This window comes from Photobacterium japonica (assembly GCF_050337005.1).
GTDB classification, from domain to species: domain Bacteria; phylum Pseudomonadota; class Gammaproteobacteria; order Enterobacterales; family Vibrionaceae; genus Photobacterium; species Photobacterium japonica.
Map to the genome: position 1 here is coordinate 1 of NZ_JAKJSN010000032.1, position 18,472 is coordinate 18,472.

Here is an 18,472-nt window from a genome sequence, read left to right on the forward strand (position 1 = left end):
AAAACAAGCATTGAGGCTTATCACTTTAAATAATGGTGCGCGCGGGAGGATTCGAACCTCCGACCGCCTGGTTCGTAGCCAGGTACTCTATCCAGCTGAGCTACGCGCGCACTAAATCGGTGTAACAGTAACAAGCATTGAGGCTTATCACTTTAAATAATGGTGCGCGCGGGAGGATTCGAACCTCCGACCGCCTGGTTCGTAGCCAGGTACTCTATCCAGCTGAGCTACGCGCGCACTAAATCGGTGTAACAGTAACAAGCATTAAGGCTTATCACTTTAAATAATGGTGCGCGCGGGAGGATTCGAACCTCCGACCGCCTGGTTCGTAGCCAGGTACTCTATCCAGCTGAGCTACGCGCGCACTAAATCGGTGTAACAGCAACAAGCATTAAGGCTCATCACTTTAAATAATGGTGCGCGCGGGAGGATTCGAACCTCCGACCGCCTGGTTCGTAGCCAGGTACTCTATCCAGCTGAGCTACGCGCGCACTGAGTTGTTGCTATATTTTTACAGGACAACAATTTTTTCTATAAGGTAACAATAAATGTTTTTTAGAAAAACACCTAACGGCCAATGCGTTTCCGTATTGGCTTCAGTAACAATCCATTGATACCTAAGAAGAAAGTGGTGCGCGCGGGAGGATTCGAACCTCCGACCGCCTGGTTCGTAGCCAGGTACTCTATCCAGCTGAGCTACGCGCGCACTGTTTGTTGCAGTGCCTTTTTGCTAGAAAAGGCAGTTTGCGTCAACACTATCGATGTCACATCTTGTGAAAGACAGTGCCGTGCAAATAATGGCGGTGAAGGAGGGATTCGAACCCTCGATACGGTATTAAGCCGTATACTCCCTTAGCAGGGGAGCGCCTTCAGCCTCTCGGCCACCTCACCGCAAATTTGATGGTGCGCGCGGGAGGATTCGAACCTCCGACCGCCTGGTTCGTAGCCAGGTACTCTATCCAGCTGAGCTACGCGCGCACTTTAAATTTGGTGTTGCAACAACAAGCATGAGGCTCATTGCTTTAAATGATGGTGCGCGCGGGAGGATTCGAACCTCCGACCGCCTGGTTCGTAGCCAGGTACTCTATCCAGCTGAGCTACGCGCGCACTGTTTTGTTTCTGTCTTCTTTTTGCTAAGAAAGAATGGCGGTGAAGGAGGGATTCGAACCCTCGATACGGTATTAAGCCGTATACTCCCTTAGCAGGGGAGCGCCTTCAGCCTCTCGGCCACCTCACCGTTAAATCTGATGGTGCGCGCGGGAGGATTCGAACCTCCGACCGCCTGGTTCGTAGCCAGGTACTCTATCCAGCTGAGCTACGCGCGCACTTTTTGTTTCTTTTCGCATATTCTTTCTTAGAGAAAGAATGGCGGTGAAGGAGGGATTCGAACCCTCGATACGGTATTAAGCCGTATACTCCCTTAGCAGGGGAGCGCCTTCAGCCTCTCGGCCACCTCACCGTCTTGCGGAGGCCTATACTACTGATAGCCAAAAATAAGTCAAACACTTTATTGTGAAAAAACGACACTTACAGCGCGAACGAGCACTTAATAAACAACACGGCAATTTATCATGCGTAACAGCCGAGTATTCCGTCACTTTTCGCTATTTCGACGCCCAGTAAACAGGGGAATTAAAAAAGGCCAGCACATCGGCTGACCTTCTTCAAATTAGTAGTTACCAGAACTCTGGGAACCCGCTTCTTTCTCTGCTTGAATGCGCATGTAGATTTCTTCGCGGTGCACAGAAACTTCTTTAGGTGCATTTACACCGATACGGACTTGGTTACCTTTTACACCAAGTACAGTAACAGTTACTTCATCACCGATCATTAGTGTTTCGCCTACGCGGCGTGTCAAAATTAGCATTCGTGTGCTCCTTGAGTAATCTCAGCTTTATAAGAGTTAACGTTGGCGTATCCAACAATTTTTACATTTCGTAAAAGCTCACTGATCAAGAAACAGCGAGAATTGTTCGATTATCCAGACTTTCGGCGTCAACCACAAACTTTTTGTGGATGCCGTCAACCGCTAACTGCTGGTCCACACTATTAATCAAGATAGATAAACAGCGTATGGATTGTTTTTGTTGATAAATTGTCAGCCCCATCTCTGCCATCATGGCCTGCAATGCGTCACGCAACGGACTAACGTGTTCGCCCACCAATGACAAGGTGGATACCCCTGCCACGGTGACCGTCGGGACATGCATCCCCCACTTCAGTCGCGCCAAATCATCGTTGGCCACCACAACAAGTGTGGCATCACTGTCATCAGCATAGCACCATGCATCCAAGCCTAACAGCGTCAACCGCTCTCTTACCGCGTTAAACGGGGCATCGACACGGACTAATAGCTGTTGGCTCATCACGGCGACACCGACGGCGGCCTGCGACGATGAGACAGAAAAGTCGACAAGCGTGCCCTCGCCTTCTTCGAAGGACGACAACACACGTAAAGGAACCTGATGCGATTGAGCATATTCAACCGACTGTAATTGTAGCACTTTTGCACCAAAACGTGCCATTGTCGTCATATCATCGAAATGAATAGACGACAAACGGCGAGCGGTCGTCACTAACCGAGGGTCCGTGGTATACACCCCATCGACATCGGTAAAGATCTGACACTCGTCCGCGCGCAACGCACTCGCAATCGCGACTGCGGTAGTGTCTGAACCGCCGCGCCCCAAGGTCGTGATGTTGTTATCGCTATCACGACCTTGAAAGCCAGCCACCACAACAATGTGGCCAGCGTTCAACAGAGACGTCAGGTTATCAGTGTCTACCTGCATGATGCTGGCATTATTAAATGCATTATCCGTACGGATGGTGACTTGATCTGCCGTCATTGAGGTCGCACGGAAACCGCGCTTGTTCAATGCCATCGCCAATAACGCGATCGTGACCTGTTCCCCTGTTGATAACAGGACATCCAGTTCACGCTGATCAGGAACGTCATCCACCTGTTTTGCCAAACCCAGCAAGCGGTTTGTTTCGCCCGCCATTGCGGACACGACCACGACAATTTGATGACCTTGCTGGCGCGCTTGAATCACGCGCTCAGCAACCGCTTCAATGCGTTCGATATCCCCTACCGATGTGCCACCAAATTTCTGCACCAATAGTGCCACTGCACCTCTCCACTCTTACAGTTTGTCAGCCAACCAAGGGGCAACCGATTCCAATGCAGCCGGTAGCGCAGCAGCATCTGTACCACCCGCTTGTGCCATATCAGGACGACCACCGCCCTTACCGCCAACTTGTAGCGCGACAAGGTTAACCAGATCACCGGCTTTTACTTTGCCGATCAAATCTTTGGTTACGCCAGCAATCAGGCCCACTTTGCCTTCGCTCACGTTACCTAGCACGACCACACCGCTGCCTAGCTGATTTTTCAGCTCGTCAACCATGCCACGTAGGGCTTTATTGTCTGCGCCATCCAGCTTCGTGATCAGGACCTTCACGCCGTTGATCTCTTGTACCAGATTGATAAGGTCAGCACTTTCTTGTGCCGCTAGCTTATCTTTCAATTGCTGAATTTCTTTTTCTAGCTGCTTGCTGTGTGCAACCAATGCGCTTACTTTTGTCGCCACAGAAGCGGCATCGGATTTCACCAAGCTTGCTGTTTCAGCGATCAATGCATCTTGCGCGTGCAGTGCCGCGATAGCCGCTTCACCTGTTACCGCTTCGATACGACGTACGCCTGCCGCGATACCGCCTTCAGAGACGATCTTAAACAGGCCGATGTCACCGGTGTTCGCCGCGTGGATACCACCACACAGTTCTACCGAGAAATCACCCATGCTCAGTACGCGTACTTCGTCATCGTATTTTTCGCCAAACAGCGCCATTGCACCTTTTTCTTTGGCTGATTCGATGTCCATGATGTCAGTACTGATCACATGGTTACGACGGATTTGCGCGTTCACAACACGCTCAACTTCACGCAATTCTTCTGGCTTCACCGCTTCAAGGTGAGAGAAGTCAAAACGCAGGCCATCGGCTTTCACCAGTGAGCCTTTCTGTGCCACGTGCTCACCCAATAGGTTGCGCAGTGCCGCATGCATCAGGTGTGTGGCTGAGTGGTTTAGGCTCACAGCGGCACGACGAGCTGCGTCTACCGTTGCCACCAACGTGTCACCCACGCTCAAGCTGCCTTCAGACACCTGACCTTTGTGACCAATCGCCGCGCCGAATTTCTGGGTATCTGCGACATTGAACTGTACACCTTGTGCGTTTAGCACACCGGTATCACCACACTGACCGCCTGACTCGGCGTAGAATGGGGTGTTGTCTAGCACAACCAGAACGTCTTCACCTGCGTTAACGCCGTCAACTTGCTCGCCATCACGGTACAGAGCAACAACCGTTGCTTCACCCGTGGTCGCGTTGTAGCCACAGAATGCGGTTTCTGCATCGACTTTAATTGCGTTGTTGTAGTCCACACCAAACTGACCCGCTTCGCGTGCACGCTGACGCTGTGATTCCATTGCATCGTTGAAGCCTTCTTCATCGATAGAGAAACCACGCTCACGCGCCACATCGTTAGTCAAATCAGCAGGGAAGCCGTACGTGTCGTACAGTTTGAATACCGTTTCGCCGTCAAGAATGTTGCCGTCTAGGTTATCTAGCGCTTCAGCCAGAATATCCATACCGCGTTCAAGCGTACGACCGAAGTTTTCTTCTTCGATTTTCAGTACTTTCTCAACCAATTCTTGCTGCTTGATCAGCTCTTCGCCTGCGCTGCCCATCACGTCAGCCAGTGGACCCACCAACTTGTAGAAATATGAGCCTTTTGCACCCAGCTTGTTACCGTGACGTACAGCACGACGAATAATACGACGTAACACGTAACCACGGCCTTCGTTTGACGGCATCACGCCATCAGCGATCAAGAACGCACATGAACGGATGTGGTCAGCCACAACGCGTAGCGACTGGTTGCTCAAATCGTCAAACCCGATCACCGCCGCCGCTTCTTTGATCAAGCGCTGGAAGATGTCGATTTCGTAGTTTGAATGCACGCCCTGCATGATCGCAGAGATACGCTCGATACCCATGCCGGTATCTACCGATGGCTTAGGTAGCGGTTCCATGGTGCCGTCTGCGTGACGGTTGAACTGCATAAATACGTTGTTCCAGATCTCGATGAAACGGTCGCCGTCTTCATCTGGAGAACCCGGAGGACCACCAGCAATGTGCGCGCCATGGTCGTAGAAAATTTCGGTACATGGACCACAAGGACCGGTATCGCCCATCTGCCAGAAGTTGTCAGACTCAAACGGCTTACCACCGTCCTTATCACCGATACGGATGATACGTTCAGCCGGAATGCCAACCGCTTTGTTCCAAATATCGAAGGCTTCGTCATCGGTCTGGTAAACCGTGACAAGCAAACGATCTTTTGGCAGCTGAAGCACCTCAGTCAGGAATTCCCATGCAAATGCGATAGCGTCTTCTTTGAAGTAATCACCAAAGCTGAAGTTACCCAGCATTTCAAAGAAAGTGTGGTGACGCGCGGTGAAACCCACGTTTTCCAAATCGTTGTGCTTACCGCCAGCACGCACACAGCGCTGCGACGTTGTCGCACGCGTATAGGCACGCTTTTCAAGGCCGAGGAAGCAATCTTTAAATTGGTTCATCCCTGCGTTAGTGAATAGCAAGGTAGGATCGTTGTGTGGAACTAACGATGAACTCTCTACGATTTGGTGTCCTTTGCTTTCAAAGAACTTGAGGAACGCGTTACGTACCTCATCAGTGCTCATGTACATTGGCAATTCCTGAATAATGCTTTTCTGTAAACTGAATAGTCGAATTTAGCGATTTTCCTATCACCCATGGCTTCCTCCCGTCCAAGGTAGGACACACGGGGAAGGCAGTGATTGAACTAACATAAATTCTTTGAAGGTTATTGTAAAACAACGGCAGGCAATACGGGAAACGTTATGTTGAGAAATGGGGCAATTTCAGCTCACGGAATGTGCAGCACATCGCGACACAATGCGGACAGTTTGTCTTGGTGGAAACCGCAAAGGTTGCCATTTGGCATATTGACGAACGTCTGAACGGCGCAGACATAAACAACACATACAAAAAAGCCCTGCTTAGCAGGGCTCTTGGGAAGGAAAAAGATTAGAATTCTTCGTCTTCGGCATCCATTTCTTTCAGGTTGGGCTCTTTGCCTACCGCTGCGTCATCCTCTGGATTATTCAGCAGCAAATCACGCAACGACTTTTCAATTTCTGCTGCGATAGCTGGGTTTTCAGCCAGGTACTTGCATGAGTTCGCTTTACCTTGGCCGATCTTATCGCCTTTGTAGCTATACCATGCGCCCGCTTTTTCAATGAACTTGTGCTTCACGCCCAAGTCAATCAGCTCGCCATTACGGTTAAAGCCCAAGCCGTACAAAATTTGCGTTTCCGCTTGTTTAAACGGTGCTGCAATCTTGTTTTTAACCACTTTGATGCGCGTTTCGTTACCCACGACTTCGTCGCCTTCTTTCACTGCGCCCGTACGGCGAATATCAAGACGTACAGAGGCGTAGAACTTCAGGGCATTACCACCGGTGGTGGTTTCTGGATTACCAAACATCACACCGATCTTCATACGGATCTGGTTGATGAAGATACACATACAGTTTGACTGCTTCAGGTTACCGGTCAATTTACGCATTGCCTGCGACAACATACGTGCCTGCAGACCCATGTGTGAATCACCCATTTCACCTTCGATTTCCGCCTTTGGCGTTAGCGCGGCAACGGAGTCAACCACCAGAATATCAACAGCGCCTGAACGCGCTAGGGCATCAGCGATTTCGAGTGCTTGTTCGCCGGTATCTGGCTGAGAAACCAATAGCTGGTCAATATCTACGCCCAATTTTTTCGCGTAGATTGGGTCAAGGGCGTGCTCAGCATCAATGAAGGCACACGTTTTGCCTTGACGCTGTGCAGCAGCAATCACTTCTAGCGTTAGTGTGGTTTTACCTGATGATTCCGGACCATAGATTTCTACGATACGGCCCATTGGCAAACCACCCGCACCCAAGGCGATATCTAACGATAACGAACCTGTAGACACAGTCTCAACATCCATTGTGCGGTTATCGCCCAACTTCATGATCGAGCCTTTACCGAATTGTTTTTCAATTTGACCTAATGCGGCGGCAAGTGCCTTCTGCTTATTGTCGTCCATTCGACTCTCCCAGGGATGCTGAATTAATGCTTAGATTAAGTACTGATAATGATGACTAGTATACTGTCTATTCATACAGTGTCTAGCCCTGGATAAAACTTTTTCCACGAACGCCCTGTGTTATTGATCACTCTCACGCTTTTTCGACGGCATCCACGCGCTGGATCACCCCGTGCAGCGCGGCCTCAATCGCCTGTTGACGCACGGCATGGCGTTCACCGAGGAAATGATAGCAACGAGCACTCATCCAACCGGTATGATCCGCCCAGGCTAACCACACCGTGCCTACCGGTTTGGCTTCGCTGCCGCCCCCCGGCCCAGCAATGCCACTGACGGCCACACTGATATGGGCCAACGAGTGCGCCAACGCACCGCGCGCCATCTCATGCACCACCGCTTCACTGACGGCGCCGTGTTCATTCAGGGTCTGCGCGGCAACGCCGAGCATGTCCTGCTTCGCCTCATTGCTATAGGTAATAAAGGCCCGATCAAACCATGCCGAACTGCCGGCTACCTCAGTTATCGCACAGGCAATCCCGCCTCCGGTACACGATTCCGCCGTGGCCGCTACCCATTGCTGGCGAGCCAATCGCTGGCCAAGTTGTACTGCAAGTTCCATCGCTGTCTTCCTGTTATACGTCGCCGACGACGCACCCATCGACGGCGTGTGTGCTGATAGGGCTACACCTTACTCCGCACCGCCTCAAGGAGCAACGGCATCGCAAGGAGCAAGTCTGTGCCGATGCCTTTCGTCATTCCCCCCTTCGCATCACCCTCAATATGGCTATTCTCCCACGATCAAAAATCCCTCGAGGCTCTTTGCCCCACGCAGCGATTCACGTATCCTAAGCGGTCAGAAATTTTCCCGGACATGGCGGCGCGCCAGCGACCCGACCGGCACTACGAGCAGGCAAAATCGTGACCATAAAAGGCATAGAAAAACACACACCTATGATGCAGCAATTTTTACGGATCAAGGCTGAAAACCCTGAGATCCTGCTGTTTTACCGCATGGGTGACTTCTACGAATTATTCTTTGATGACGCCAAACGCGCTTCCCAGCTTCTCGATATCTCGCTGACCAAACGCGGTGCCTCTAACGGTGAGCCTATCCCGATGGCGGGCGTGCCGTATCACTCTATCGAAGGCTACCTGGCGAAATTGGTACAGCAAGGTGTGTCGGCGGCAATCTGTGAGCAAATTGGCGATCCCGCGACAAGCAAAGGGCCGGTAGAGCGTAAAGTGGTCCGAATTATTACCCCGGGTACCGTCAGCGATGAAGCCCTGCTCAATGAACGCCACGATAACCTGATCGCTGCTATCTACCAGCACGGTAATGCTTTCGGCTATGCCACGTTAGACATTACCTCTGGCCGTTTCATGCTCACCGAGCCGGAAACGGAAGAAGCAATGCAGGCGGAACTGCAACGCACCAGCCCGGCAGAATTGCTGTACCCGGAAGATTTTGCCCTGCCCGGCCTGCTGCAACAGATCAAAGGCAGCCGCCGTCGTCCGGTGTGGGAGTTTGATCTCGACACCGCACGTCAACAATTGACAATGCAATTTGGTACCCGCGATTTAGTCGGCTTCGGGGTTGAGAGCGCGGAACGCGGTTTGTGTGCTGCCGGTTGTTTGCTGCAGTACGTGAAAGACACTCAGCGCACCGCCCTGCCGCATATTCGTGCCATTACCCAAGACACCAAAGATCACGCGGTCATTTTGGATGCGGCCACCCGCCGTAATCTGGAGCTAACGCAGAACCTGTCCGGCGGCTTTGACAACACCTTGGCGTCGGTACTGGATCACACCGCCACCCCAATGGGTAGCCGCTTGCTGAAACGCTGGCTGCATCAGCCTATTCGCGATCAAAAACAACTTAACGGCCGCTTAGACGCTATCAGTGCCTTTAAAGACACGAGCCTGTTTTTGGATCTGGCTGGCGTATTGCGCCACATGGGCGATCTTGAGCGTATTCTGGCCCGTCTTGCGCTGCGTTCTGCTCGCCCACGCGATTTAGCACGCATGCGTACCGCCCTGCAACACCTGCCGGAAGTCAGCGATTTGCTGAGCGAGATCGACCAACCGCGCATCAGCCAACTGGCACACGATGCCGCCCCGATGGACGCACTGTGTGAACTGCTGGAGCGTGCCATCATGGAAAACCCGCCAGTGGTGATCCGTGACGGCGGTGTGTTGGCACACGGTTATAACGCTGAATTGGATGAATGGCGTGATTTAGCCGATGGCGCGACCAAATTCCTTGATGAGCTGGAAGCGAGCGAGCGCGAACGCCACGACATCGACAGCCTGAAAGTCGGCTTCAACCAAGTCCACGGTTTCTTCATTCAAGTCAGCCGCGGTCAAAGCCACTTAGTACCAAGCCACTATGTGCGCCGTCAAACCCTGAAAAATGCGGAACGTTACATCATTCCTGAATTGAAAGCGCACGAAGACAAAGTACTTAATTCCAAATCCAAAGCCTTGGCTTTAGAGAAAAAGTTGTGGGATGAGCTGTTTGATCTGCTGTTACCACACCTTGAGCAACTACAGAATGCCGCCAGTGCACTATCAGAATTGGACGTGTTGGCGAACTTGGCCGAGCGCGCCGATACCCTTAACTACTGCCGTCCAGAGTTGGTGGAACAACCGGGTATTGAGATCAGTGCCGGTCGTCACCCCGTGGTTGAGCAAGTATTGAGTGAACCGTTTATCGCTAACCCGATTTCGCTGCATCAAGATCGTCGTATGCTGATCATCACCGGTCCAAACATGGGCGGTAAATCGACCTACATGCGTCAAACGGCGTTGATCGCGCTGCTGGCGCACGTCGGTTCCTTTGTGCCGGCTGAAGCGGTGAAGATCGGCCCATTAGATCGCATTTTCACCCGTATCGGTGCATCGGATGATCTGGCCTCTGGCCGTTCGACCTTCATGGTCGAGATGACAGAAACCGCCAACATCCTGCACAACGCGACAAAGCACAGTTTGGTGTTGATGGATGAGATTGGTCGCGGTACCAGCACCTACGATGGCTTGTCGCTCGCGTGGGCCAGTGCTGAATGGTTGGCAGATAAAATCGCCGCCATGACGTTGTTTGCCACCCACTATTTCGAACTGACCGAGTTGCCGTCATTGATCGATGGCCTTGCCAATGTTCACTTGGATGCGGTAGAACACGGCGATGAGATTGCCTTCATGCACGCCGTACAAGAAGGCGCGGCCAGCAAGTCTTACGGCTTGGCGGTCGCGAGCTTGGCTGGCGTACCCAAGCCGGTGATCAAACGTGCGAAGTTCAAACTGCAGCAGTTAGAAGCCAGCGGCCACCAGCAAGCCATGGATCCACAAGCGGGCACGCTCAGTACCACGGCAGCACCACGGATTGAGAATCAGCTAAGTTTGATCCCTGAACCAAGCGAAGTGGAAGAAGCATTGGCCAAGATCAATCCCGATGAAATGACCCCGCGTCAGGCATTGGATGAGCTATACCGTCTGAAGGCCTTGCTGTAAGCGCTTTGATTGTCACCGCGTTGCGCTAAGCGCGGTGAAAAGCCACCTCGTATAAAGAAAAAGGGTTGATGCTATTGGCATCAACCCTTTTTTATTTTTCGCTGTCAGTTTTTCATGCGCGTATACGTTTCATCACTCATCCCCGCAAAAGGACAATAGAAAATGAAAGCGGGTTAGAGCTGCTCTTGATTGAACAAAGATTCGATACTTAGCCCTTGATGGGTCAGCATGTCACGTAAACGGCGTAACCCTTCTACCTGAATTTGACGTACCCGCTCACGCGTCAGGCCAATTTCACGCCCCACATCTTCCAACGTCGAGGCTTCATAGCCGAGCAAACCAAAACGTCGAGCCAGCACTTCGCGCTGTTTCGGGTTCAATTCTTTCAGCCAATGCACAATCGACAATTTGATGTCATCGTCTTGGGTTGAGGTTTCTGGCCCCCCGCTTTTTTCGTCGGGAATGATATCCAGTAAGGCTTTTTCGGAATCCCCGCCAATAGGATTATCGACCGAGCCAACACGCTCATTCAGGCGCAGCATACGGTTCACGTCATCGACGGACTTATCCAGCTTGAAAGCGATGTCTTCGGCGGTAGGTTCATGATCGAGTTTTTGTGCCAGCTCACGGGCGGTGCGCAAGTACACATTCAGCTCTTTCACGACATGGATGGGTAAACGGATGGTGCGGGTTTGATTCATGATGGCCCGCTCAATGGTTTGACGGATCCACCAGGTGGCATAAGTAGAGAAACGGAAGCCGCGCTCAGGGTCGAATTTCTCCACCGCGCGGATCAGGCCAAGGTTGCCCTCTTCCACTAAGTCCAGTAACGCTAAACCGCGATTACTGTAACGGCGGGAGATCTTCACCACCAAACGCAGATTACTCTCAATCATACGTTTACGGGCCACTTCATCCCCCCGTAACGCACGACGGGCGTACAACACTTCTTCTTCAGCGGTGAGCAACGGGGAAAAACCGATTTCTCCCAAATACAGCTGCGTCGCATCTAAGGCCTTTTGCGGGGTACCAAATTGAGACATGTCGACATCATCGTCAAGGGTCTCTGTCGTTTCCGCTTTGGCCTCTTTGCTCCCCGCTTCAATCTCCATTTCCTGTTCTACATCGAAATCATCAATCTCTGTAGCAGTATTGCTTCTACTCATAGCGCCTCCCAGATGGCGAGTTAGCAAGACATTACACCTTTACTCTGTCATGTTCTCTATCGCGGCAAGTACCGCATCGGATCAACAGATTTACCCTTGTACCGGATTTCAAAATGGAGCCGCACATTGTTGGTGCCTGAGCTACCCATTGTGGCGATTTTCTGCCCCACCTTAACCCGCTGCTGCTCCTTGACATACATCTGATCGTTATGGGCATAGGCACTGAGGAAATCCTCGCTATGCTTAATAATGACCAGATTGCCATAACCACGTAGCGCATTACCGGCATAAACCACAACACCGTCGGCGGATGCCTCAATGGCTTGACCGCGCTGCCCCGCAATATCCAGACCTTTATTGCCATTCTCTGCATTAGAGAAACGTGCAATGACCCGTCCTTTGGTTGGCCACGTCCATTTATCTACCTTGGTGTTGCTTGGTTTAGGTTTTGGCTTATTTGTAACAACTTTGTTACTTTCGGCTTTTTGAGAGTACTCTTTTGTGGGAGCTGGATCAATATTTTTATTGCTGTTTTTTTGCACAGTTGCAGGTTTGGTCGCGGCGACAGCAACCGGCTTCTGGGAAGCCGGTTTGTTCACAGGTGGCACGACCGCCTTACTGGCGGTTTGAGACGCGGGGGCCACAGTCGGTTTCGAGGTCGGTTTTGCGACTGGCGTGATCACCGGTTTCGCCTTATGAACGGTCTGAGTAGAAGGCGAAGTGATCGGCACCGTTTTACCGTATTGTGGCGCCTGATATTTCGGCTTCCACAACTGCAATTTCTGCCCGGGGAAAATGGTGTATGGCCTCGTCAGCTGGTTATACGCCACCAGATCATTCACGTCTTTGTCAGTGATATAAGAAATGAAATACAAGGTGTCACCTTTTTGTACTTCATAGTAGCTGCCCCGGTAGCTGCCACGCTCCAGGCTATGATAGTCCTTCCCCAAACTGGTTACAGGGGCCGGCGTATGATTGCTACAGCCAGATAGCCACAAGCTGACAGCCAATACTGTCCACTTTACGGTCGGTTTAATCACTGACACTGACGCGCTCATCCTCATTAATACAGCAGTTCCCCTGCTACCAACGGTACAAAACGTACCGGCTCAACATCGCTGGCGCGATATCGGTCACCGTCACGTACAATCAATTTTAATACTTGTGTTGCTTCGCCTACGGGCACAATCAATCGGCCACCTTCGGCCAGCTGCGCCAATAATGCCATCGGAATATCGGCGGCGGCGGCGGTCACAATAATGGCATCAAACGGCCCTTTACTCGCCCACCCCTGCCAACCGTCGCCATGTTTGGTCGACACGTTGTGCAACGCCAGTTGATTTAAACGCCGTTTCGCCCGCCATTGCAATGCTTTAATGCGCTCGACCGAATACACGTGTTCCACCAGCTGTGCCAGCACGGCGGTCTGGTACCCTGAGCCGGTGCCGATTTCCAAAATCTGCGATTGTGGAGACAACGCCATCAGCTCTGTCATTCTGGCCACAATGTACGGCTGTGAAATGGTCTGCCCATTACCGATTGGCAGCGCATTATTTTCATAGGCTTTGTGTGACAAGGCTTCATCTATAAACACCTCGCGTGGCACTGCGCCTATCGCTCGAAGTACCTTGTCATCGCGGATCCCTTGCTGAGATAGATACTGCAGTAGGGCGTGCCGCTCATCCACATAGCGCATCCTTACATCATCTCCTGATCGTTAACCCACTGCTGCAATGCATCGAGTGCATCGTGTGCGGTGAGATCCACCTGTAACGGCGTTAAAGACACACAACCGTGTTCAATGGCGTAAAAGTCGGTGCCTGGGCCAGCGTCCTGACACGGCCCCGGCGGGCCCAACCAGTACAGCTCTTTCCCGCGAGGATCGACCGCTTTCACCATGTTTTCTGCACGGTGGCGCGCACCCAAACGGGTCACCTGCCAAGGCCCCAGCTCTGCCAGTGGCAGATCCGGTACATTGATATTGAGAATGCGATTCTCAGGCAACGGGTGGGTATCCATTTTCATCAATACCTGCTTCACTACCTGAGCGGCGGTCTCAAAATGGGTCTTCCCCACCAGTGATACGGCAATCGCCGGCACACCTAAAAAGTGGCCTTCCGTCGCGGCCGCCACCGTGCCCGAATACAGCACATCATCACCGAGATTCGCCCCGTGGTTGATCCCTGCCACGACCAAATCTGGTCGTTCATCCAACCATTCATTGAGAGCAAAGTGCACGCAATCTGTCGGCGTGCCTTCGACGGAAATGCGGCGATCCCCTTCATGGCGAATGCGCAACGGGTTATCCAGACTCAGTGAATTTGACGCCCCCGACCGATTTCGGTCAGGGGCAATCACCGTCACGTCACCCAGTTCTGACAAGACTTTTGCTAAGGTGTTTATCCCTTCAGCAAAAATGCCATCATCGTTACTGATCAGTATCCGCATCGTGTCCATAAACCTTTTGTTCTGTCGCCAGCTCCGTCATCAGCTCACGAACCACAGCGGTGGCAAAACACCCTGCCGGAAGGGCAAAGGAAACCGTCATTTGATCACCGTTTTGTTGCCATGCCATTTGTTCAGGTTTAAGCAACAGCGTACGGCGTTCATGGCGCATACGGTTATCACGGATCAACTTCAACAAGGCTGGCTCTTGCTCCACAATCGCCATTTCAAACGCTTGTGCATCAGCGGTAGTTGGCAGCGCGTTATCACCCATCATTGGGGCGGTAATGGCCAAACGGCCGGCTTCCACATCGTGTTGAATGCTGTCAGTCACCGTTGCCACCAACATGCCACGCGGATCAACGTCTGATTGCAGCCAATCACCCGCCATCACGGTGTTAATCGTATTCTTCTCAATACGAGCTGACAGCACTTGGTTAAACAACCATGAACGTGACGCTGACAAGTAGAAGCTACGCTTGCTCTTATCGCGAACACGGAACTCATCGTTACCCCACGCGCGTGCTTTTGTGACGTTGTTGCCACCATGCCCGAAACGCTGCTCACCGAAATAGTTCGGCACACCGTGTTCACGAACCTGCTCTAAACGTGCGATCAACGCCTCTGGCTGATCAAGATCGCTTAACGTCAACTGGAACCAGTTACCCACCAGATCACCGGGGCGCAATTTTTTATCATGACGCGCCGTTTCCAACACTTCAATCCCCGGGTGTTCTGCCACAAAGGCACTCAGATCCGGATCCGGCTTACCCGGCAAATGGACACTCAGCCATTGCTCGGTGATCGCATGGCGATCTTTCAGGCCTGCCCAGCTCACATCGCGAGATTTCACCTCACACGCTTTGGCTAATTCATTCACAACATACTTGGTGTTTTCGCCAGTCTTACGGATTTTCACCATAAAATGTTCGCCAGTACCGGCAAAATCAAAACCCAAGTTTTCCTTTACAACAAAATCTTCAGGCTCAGCTTTAATTCGGCCCTGACAGCTTGGTTTTCCGTATAACCAGCTGAAATTGTCCATAACAGTAGACATATATACACCATTAACTAGCGGCACATGTGTGCCAATCAGTAGACCCCATAATAGGATCTACCCTTGAATTATTGTTGGCAGATCAACACGACCGCTTCACAGGCGATGCCTTCTTTTCGGCCGGTAAACCCTAAACGTTCTGAGGTCGTCGCTTTCACATTCACATTGCCGATCTCGGTTTCCAGATCGGCAGCAATCGCTTGGCACATAGCCGTGATATAGGGCGCCATTTTCGGCGCTTGCGCGATGATGGTGACATCCACGTTACCTAAGCGGTAACCTTTCGCCTTTACCTTACTATAGACATCACGCAGCAATGCACGGCTGTCTGCACCGGCCCATTCGGCATCCGTATCAGGAAAGTGACGGCCAATGTCGCCCTCGCCAATCGCGCCGAGCAAGGCATCACACACCGCGTGCAACGCCACATCACCATCTGAATGGGCAATTAAACCTTGTTCATAAGGGATCGCAACACCGCCAATAATTACCGGCCCTTCGCCACCAAACTTGTGTACATCAAAGCCGTGTCCAATTCGCATCATTGCGCTTCCCTCATCATGGTTTCTAAATAAAATGCCGCCAACGCGAGATCTTCCGGTTGCGTCACCTTGAGATTATCGGCGCGTCCTTTCACAAGTTGAGGCGTTTGCTGCGCATGTTCCATTGCTGACGCTTCATCGGTGATCACGGCGCCGTCAGCCAATGCCTGTTCCAGCGCGTGCTTAAGCAGGCCGGCGCGGAACATCTGCGGGGTTAACGCGTGCCATAGATCGGTACGATCCACCGTGGAGGCAATCCCCCCGGCACCGTTGCCGCGCTTCATCGTGTCACGCACGGGGGCCGCCAAAATTGCCCCAAACGGGGAGGCCTGCGCCCCTTGAATCAAGGCGTCCACGTCACTCAAATGTAAACATGGGCGAGCAGCATCATGCACCAGCACCCAAGTATCAGGATCGTCAATCGCGGCTAAACCCGCAAACACGGAATCCGCTCGCTCAGCCCCGCCATCAACACGGATCACACGTGGGTCGGTGGCCAATGGCAACTGTGGGAAATACGGGTCGTCTTCACTCACGGCGATAATCACTTGCGCGATCGAAGGGTGTTGCAGCAAGCGGGCGACGGTATGTTCTAATATCGTCTTTCCGGCAATCTGTAGGTACTGTTTAGGGCGATCAGCCGCCATCCGGCTCCCCACCCCAGCAGCAGGTACCACTGCTATCATTTTTTCACTTAGGATCATCAGACTATTCCCCGACAATACGAAAGAAGGTTTCGTCAGGGCGGATCATGCCAAGCTCATTGCGAGCCCGCTCTTCTATCGCTTCCTGTCCTCGGTTCAAATCGTTTATTTCAAAATACATCTGCTGGTTACGCTGCACTAACTGCGCATTGGCATGTTGCTGAACGGCGACATTATCTTTCACCGCCAGATAATCAATCATCCCATTTTTGCCTAACCAAAAATCATATTGCAGCCAACTCAACACTGCCAGTAGCAGCAAGGTAAGCATTCGCATTCCGTTCTCCAGACAATGATCAGTGATATTAACAGATCACACTGCCTAATAATGCTGACAATGCCATCAATAAATACCACGTCTATCCTCATCAGACAGCCGACTAAACCGATAATAATCCCATAAAGCGCAGTTTGACACTAGCGTAGAAGCCACAACCGGTGACCATTCGGCCATAAAAAAACCGCCCCTTAGAGGCGGTTTTTATTAAAGCGTGTAGGGAGTCCCTACAGGCAGGCTAATAATTAAGCCTGGCCTTTCACTTCTTTAAGACCGTTGAAAGGAGCTTTAGCACCTAGAGCTTCTTCGATACGGATAAGTTGGTTGTACTTAGCAACACGGTCAGAACGGCTCATAGAACCTGTTTTGATCTGGCCTGCAGCAGTACCTACCGCTAGGTCAGCGATAGTTGCATCTTCAGTTTCGCCTGAACGGTGAGAGATTACAGCAGTGTAACCTGCGTCTTTAGCCATCTTGATTGCAGCTAGAGTCTCAGTTAGAGAACCGATTTGGTTGAACTTGATAAGGATTGAGTTAGTGATGCCTTTCTCGATACCTTCAGCAAGAATCTTAGTGTTAGTAACGAATAGATCGTCACCTACTAGCTGAATCTTGTCGCCTAGAAGTTCAGTCTGGTGTTTGAAACCAGTCCAATCTGACTCGTCAAGACCGTCTTCGATAGAAACGATTGGGAATTGCTCAACAAGACCAGCAAGGTAGTGGTTGAACTCTTCTGAAGTGAAGGTTTTGCCTTCGCCTTTCATGTTGTAGATGCCAGCGTCTTTGTCGTAGAACTCAGAAGCAGCACAGTCCATAGCAAGAGTAATGTCTTTGCCTAGCTCGTAACCAGCAGCTGCAACAGCTTCTGCGATAACTTCTAGCGCTTCAGCGTTAGATTTAAGGTTAGGAGCAAAACCACCTTCGTCACCAACTGCAGTGTTGTAGCCTTTAGACTTCAATACTTTCGCTAGGTTGTGGAATACTTCAGCGCCCATGCGAACAGCTTCTTTTAGCGTTTTCGCGCCAACTGGCTGAATCATGAACTCTTGAATATCAACGTTGTTGTCTGCGTGCTCGCCACCGTTGATGATGTTCATCATTGGTAGAGGCATAGAGAATACGCCCGCAGTGCCGTTTAGCTCAGCGATGTGCTCATATAGAGGCATGCCTTTAGCAGCAGCTGCTGCTTTAGCGTTCGCTAGAGATACCGCTAGGATTGCGTTTGCACCGAAGTTAGATTTGTTTTCAGTGCCGTCTAGTTCGATCATCACTGCATCGATTGCAGCTTGGTCTTTAGCGTCTTGGCCGATTAGCGCTTCAGCGATTGGGCCGTTTACAGCTTCAATGGCTTTAAGTACGCCTTTACCTAGGAAACGAGACTTGTCACCGTCACGTAGCTCAAGAGCTTCGCGAGAACCAGTAGATGCGCCTGATGGAGCTGCAGCCATACCGACGAAACCGCCTTCTAGGTGTACTTCAGCTTCAACAGTAGGGTTACCACGTGAATCGATGATTTCACGACCTAGAACTTTAACGATCTTAGACATTGATGTTTCCTCTTGCTTTATCTTGAAATTAAAAGC

General features: G+C 51.5%; 15 protein-coding genes and 11 tRNA genes. 1 reads left to right on the forward strand and 25 read right to left on the reverse strand.

Features of this window, described 5'->3' with window-relative positions:
• Positions 1 to 33: 33 nt before the first annotated feature.
• The 16 genes from L4C36_RS13485 to L4C36_RS13560 all read right to left on the reverse strand — a co-directional run bounded on the left by L4C36_RS13485 (position 34) and on the right by L4C36_RS13560 (position 7,810).
• Positions 34 to 110: transfer RNA gene (locus L4C36_RS13485), tRNA-Arg, on the reverse strand.
• A 50-nt stretch (positions 111 to 160) separates the two neighbouring features.
• Positions 161 to 237, reverse strand: a tRNA-Arg gene (locus L4C36_RS13490).
• 50 nt (positions 238 to 287) lie between these two features.
• Positions 288 to 364, reverse strand: a tRNA-Arg gene (locus L4C36_RS13495).
• A 50-nt stretch (positions 365 to 414) separates the two neighbouring features.
• Positions 415 to 491, reverse strand: a tRNA-Arg gene (locus L4C36_RS13500).
• A gap of 138 nt (positions 492 to 629) precedes the next feature.
• Positions 630 to 706: transfer RNA gene (locus tag L4C36_RS13505), tRNA-Arg, on the reverse strand.
• 92 nt (positions 707 to 798) lie between these two features.
• Positions 799 to 891, reverse strand: a tRNA-Ser gene (locus tag L4C36_RS13510).
• A gap of 10 nt (positions 892 to 901) precedes the next feature.
• A tRNA-Arg gene (locus L4C36_RS13515) sits at positions 902 to 978 on the reverse strand.
• Between the two features lie 52 nt (positions 979 to 1,030).
• Positions 1,031 to 1,107, reverse strand: a tRNA-Arg gene (locus tag L4C36_RS13520).
• Between the two features lie 37 nt (positions 1,108 to 1,144).
• A tRNA-Ser gene (locus L4C36_RS13525) sits at positions 1,145 to 1,237 on the reverse strand.
• An 11-nt stretch (positions 1,238 to 1,248) separates the two neighbouring features.
• A tRNA-Arg gene (locus L4C36_RS13530) sits at positions 1,249 to 1,325 on the reverse strand.
• 41 nt (positions 1,326 to 1,366) lie between these two features.
• Positions 1,367 to 1,459: transfer RNA gene (locus tag L4C36_RS13535), tRNA-Ser, on the reverse strand.
• A gap of 210 nt (positions 1,460 to 1,669) precedes the next feature.
• Complete coding sequence (gene csrA, locus L4C36_RS13540; protein WP_428478330.1) at positions 1,670 to 1,867, reverse strand: carbon storage regulator CsrA; 198 nt, start codon at positions 1,865 to 1,867, stop codon at positions 1,670 to 1,672.
• 85 nt (positions 1,868 to 1,952) lie between these two features.
• On the reverse strand, positions 1,953 to 3,131 hold the full coding sequence (locus L4C36_RS13545) for an aspartate kinase (RefSeq protein WP_428478331.1): 1,179 nt from the start codon (positions 3,129 to 3,131) through the stop codon (positions 1,953 to 1,955).
• A 15-nt stretch (positions 3,132 to 3,146) separates the two neighbouring features.
• Complete coding sequence (alaS, locus tag L4C36_RS13550; protein ID WP_428478332.1) at positions 3,147 to 5,771, reverse strand: alanine--tRNA ligase; 2,625 nt, start codon at positions 5,769 to 5,771, stop codon at positions 3,147 to 3,149.
• A 361-nt stretch (positions 5,772 to 6,132) separates the two neighbouring features.
• A complete protein-coding gene (gene recA, locus L4C36_RS13555) occupies positions 6,133 to 7,191 on the reverse strand; it encodes a recombinase RecA (RefSeq protein WP_428478333.1) in 1,059 nt (352 codons plus the stop codon).
• A 133-nt stretch (positions 7,192 to 7,324) separates the two neighbouring features.
• A complete protein-coding gene (locus tag L4C36_RS13560) occupies positions 7,325 to 7,810 on the reverse strand; it encodes a CinA family protein (RefSeq protein WP_428478334.1) in 486 nt (161 codons plus the stop codon).
• A gap of 332 nt (positions 7,811 to 8,142) precedes the next feature.
• Between L4C36_RS13560 and mutS the strand changes: the two genes are divergently transcribed.
• On the forward strand, positions 8,143 to 10,698 hold the full coding sequence (gene mutS / locus L4C36_RS13565; protein ID WP_489685891.1) for a DNA mismatch repair protein MutS: 2,556 nt from the start codon (positions 8,143 to 8,145) through the stop codon (positions 10,696 to 10,698).
• Between the two features lie 173 nt (positions 10,699 to 10,871).
• Here the strand turns inward: mutS and rpoS are convergent, their stop codons facing one another.
• The 9 genes from rpoS to eno form a co-directional block, all read right to left on the reverse strand.
• The gene (rpoS, locus tag L4C36_RS13570; RefSeq protein WP_428478335.1) at positions 10,872 to 11,864 is read right to left on the reverse strand and encodes an RNA polymerase sigma factor RpoS; all 993 of its coding nucleotides are present in this window, start codon (positions 11,862 to 11,864) and stop codon (positions 10,872 to 10,874) included.
• Positions 11,865 to 11,920: 56 nt separating this feature from the next.
• Positions 11,921 to 12,922: a peptidoglycan DD-metalloendopeptidase family protein gene (locus tag L4C36_RS13575; protein WP_428478387.1), complete on the reverse strand. Its 1,002-nt coding sequence runs from the start codon at positions 12,920 to 12,922 to the stop codon at positions 11,921 to 11,923.
• 5 nt (positions 12,923 to 12,927) lie between these two features.
• The gene (locus tag L4C36_RS13580) at positions 12,928 to 13,560 is read right to left on the reverse strand and encodes a protein-L-isoaspartate(D-aspartate) O-methyltransferase (RefSeq protein ID WP_428478336.1); all 633 of its coding nucleotides are present in this window, start codon (positions 13,558 to 13,560) and stop codon (positions 12,928 to 12,930) included.
• 2 nt (positions 13,561 to 13,562) lie between these two features.
• Positions 13,563 to 14,312 carry a 5'/3'-nucleotidase SurE gene (surE, locus tag L4C36_RS13585; RefSeq protein ID WP_428478337.1) on the reverse strand — a complete coding sequence of 250 codons (750 nt, stop codon included), beginning with the start codon at positions 14,310 to 14,312 and terminating at the stop codon, positions 13,563 to 13,565.
• A complete protein-coding gene (truD, locus tag L4C36_RS13590) occupies positions 14,293 to 15,366 on the reverse strand; it encodes a tRNA pseudouridine(13) synthase TruD (protein WP_428478338.1) in 1,074 nt (357 codons plus the stop codon). The genes surE and truD overlap by 20 nt, the downstream gene beginning before the upstream one ends.
• Positions 15,367 to 15,434: 68 nt before the next feature.
• On the reverse strand, positions 15,435 to 15,908 hold the full coding sequence (gene ispF, locus L4C36_RS13595; RefSeq protein ID WP_428478388.1) for a 2-C-methyl-D-erythritol 2,4-cyclodiphosphate synthase: 474 nt from the start codon (positions 15,906 to 15,908) through the stop codon (positions 15,435 to 15,437).
• Positions 15,908 to 16,612, reverse strand: coding sequence for a 2-C-methyl-D-erythritol 4-phosphate cytidylyltransferase (ispD, locus tag L4C36_RS13600; protein WP_428478339.1), 705 nt, complete (start codon positions 16,610 to 16,612; stop codon positions 15,908 to 15,910). Before ispD ends, ispF begins: the two co-directional genes overlap by 1 nt.
• Positions 16,613 to 16,616: 4 nt before the next feature.
• Positions 16,617 to 16,889, reverse strand: coding sequence for a cell division protein FtsB (ftsB, locus tag L4C36_RS13605; RefSeq protein ID WP_428478340.1), 273 nt, complete (start codon positions 16,887 to 16,889; stop codon positions 16,617 to 16,619).
• A 245-nt stretch (positions 16,890 to 17,134) separates the two neighbouring features.
• Positions 17,135 to 18,436, reverse strand: coding sequence for a phosphopyruvate hydratase (gene eno, locus L4C36_RS13610; protein ID WP_428478389.1), 1,302 nt, complete (start codon positions 18,434 to 18,436; stop codon positions 17,135 to 17,137).
• Positions 18,437 to 18,472 lie beyond the last annotated feature (36 nt).

What these genes read in the sequence shown, in the direction of transcription:
- rpoS (WP_428478335.1), bottom strand. Translation starts at nt 11,864, where the DNA reads ATGAGTAGAAGCAATACTGCTACAGAGATTGATGATTTCGATGTAGAA.
- surE (WP_428478337.1), bottom strand. Translation starts at nt 14,312, where the DNA reads ATGCGGATACTGATCAGTAACGATGATGGCATTTTTGCTGAAGGGATA.
- truD (WP_428478338.1), bottom strand. Translation starts at nt 15,366, where the DNA reads ATGTCTACTGTTATGGACAATTTCAGCTGGTTATACGGAAAACCAAGC.
- L4C36_RS13560 (WP_428478334.1), bottom strand. Translation starts at nt 7,810, where the DNA reads ATGGAACTTGCAGTACAACTTGGCCAGCGATTGGCTCGCCAGCAATGG.
- ispF (WP_428478388.1), bottom strand. Translation starts at nt 15,908, where the DNA reads ATGCGAATTGGACACGGCTTTGATGTACACAAGTTTGGTGGCGAAGGG.
- eno (WP_428478389.1), bottom strand. Translation starts at nt 18,436, where the DNA reads ATGTCTAAGATCGTTAAAGTTCTAGGTCGTGAAATCATCGATTCACGT.
- ispD (WP_428478339.1), bottom strand. Translation starts at nt 16,612, where the DNA reads ATGATCCTAAGTGAAAAAATGATAGCAGTGGTACCTGCTGCTGGGGTG.
- L4C36_RS13580 (WP_428478336.1), bottom strand. Translation starts at nt 13,560, where the DNA reads ATGCGCTATGTGGATGAGCGGCACGCCCTACTGCAGTATCTATCTCAG.
- ftsB (WP_428478340.1), bottom strand. Translation starts at nt 16,889, where the DNA reads ATGCGAATGCTTACCTTGCTGCTACTGGCAGTGTTGAGTTGGCTGCAA.
- csrA (WP_428478330.1), bottom strand. Translation starts at nt 1,867, where the DNA reads ATGCTAATTTTGACACGCCGCGTAGGCGAAACACTAATGATCGGTGAT.
- L4C36_RS13575 (WP_428478387.1), bottom strand. Translation starts at nt 12,922, where the DNA reads ATGAGCGCGTCAGTGTCAGTGATTAAACCGACCGTAAAGTGGACAGTA.
- alaS (WP_428478332.1), bottom strand. Translation starts at nt 5,771, where the DNA reads ATGTACATGAGCACTGATGAGGTACGTAACGCGTTCCTCAAGTTCTTT.
- mutS (WP_489685891.1), top strand. Translation starts at nt 8,143, where the DNA reads ATGATGCAGCAATTTTTACGGATCAAGGCTGAAAACCCTGAGATCCTG.
- recA (WP_428478333.1), bottom strand. Translation starts at nt 7,191, where the DNA reads ATGGACGACAATAAGCAGAAGGCACTTGCCGCCGCATTAGGTCAAATT.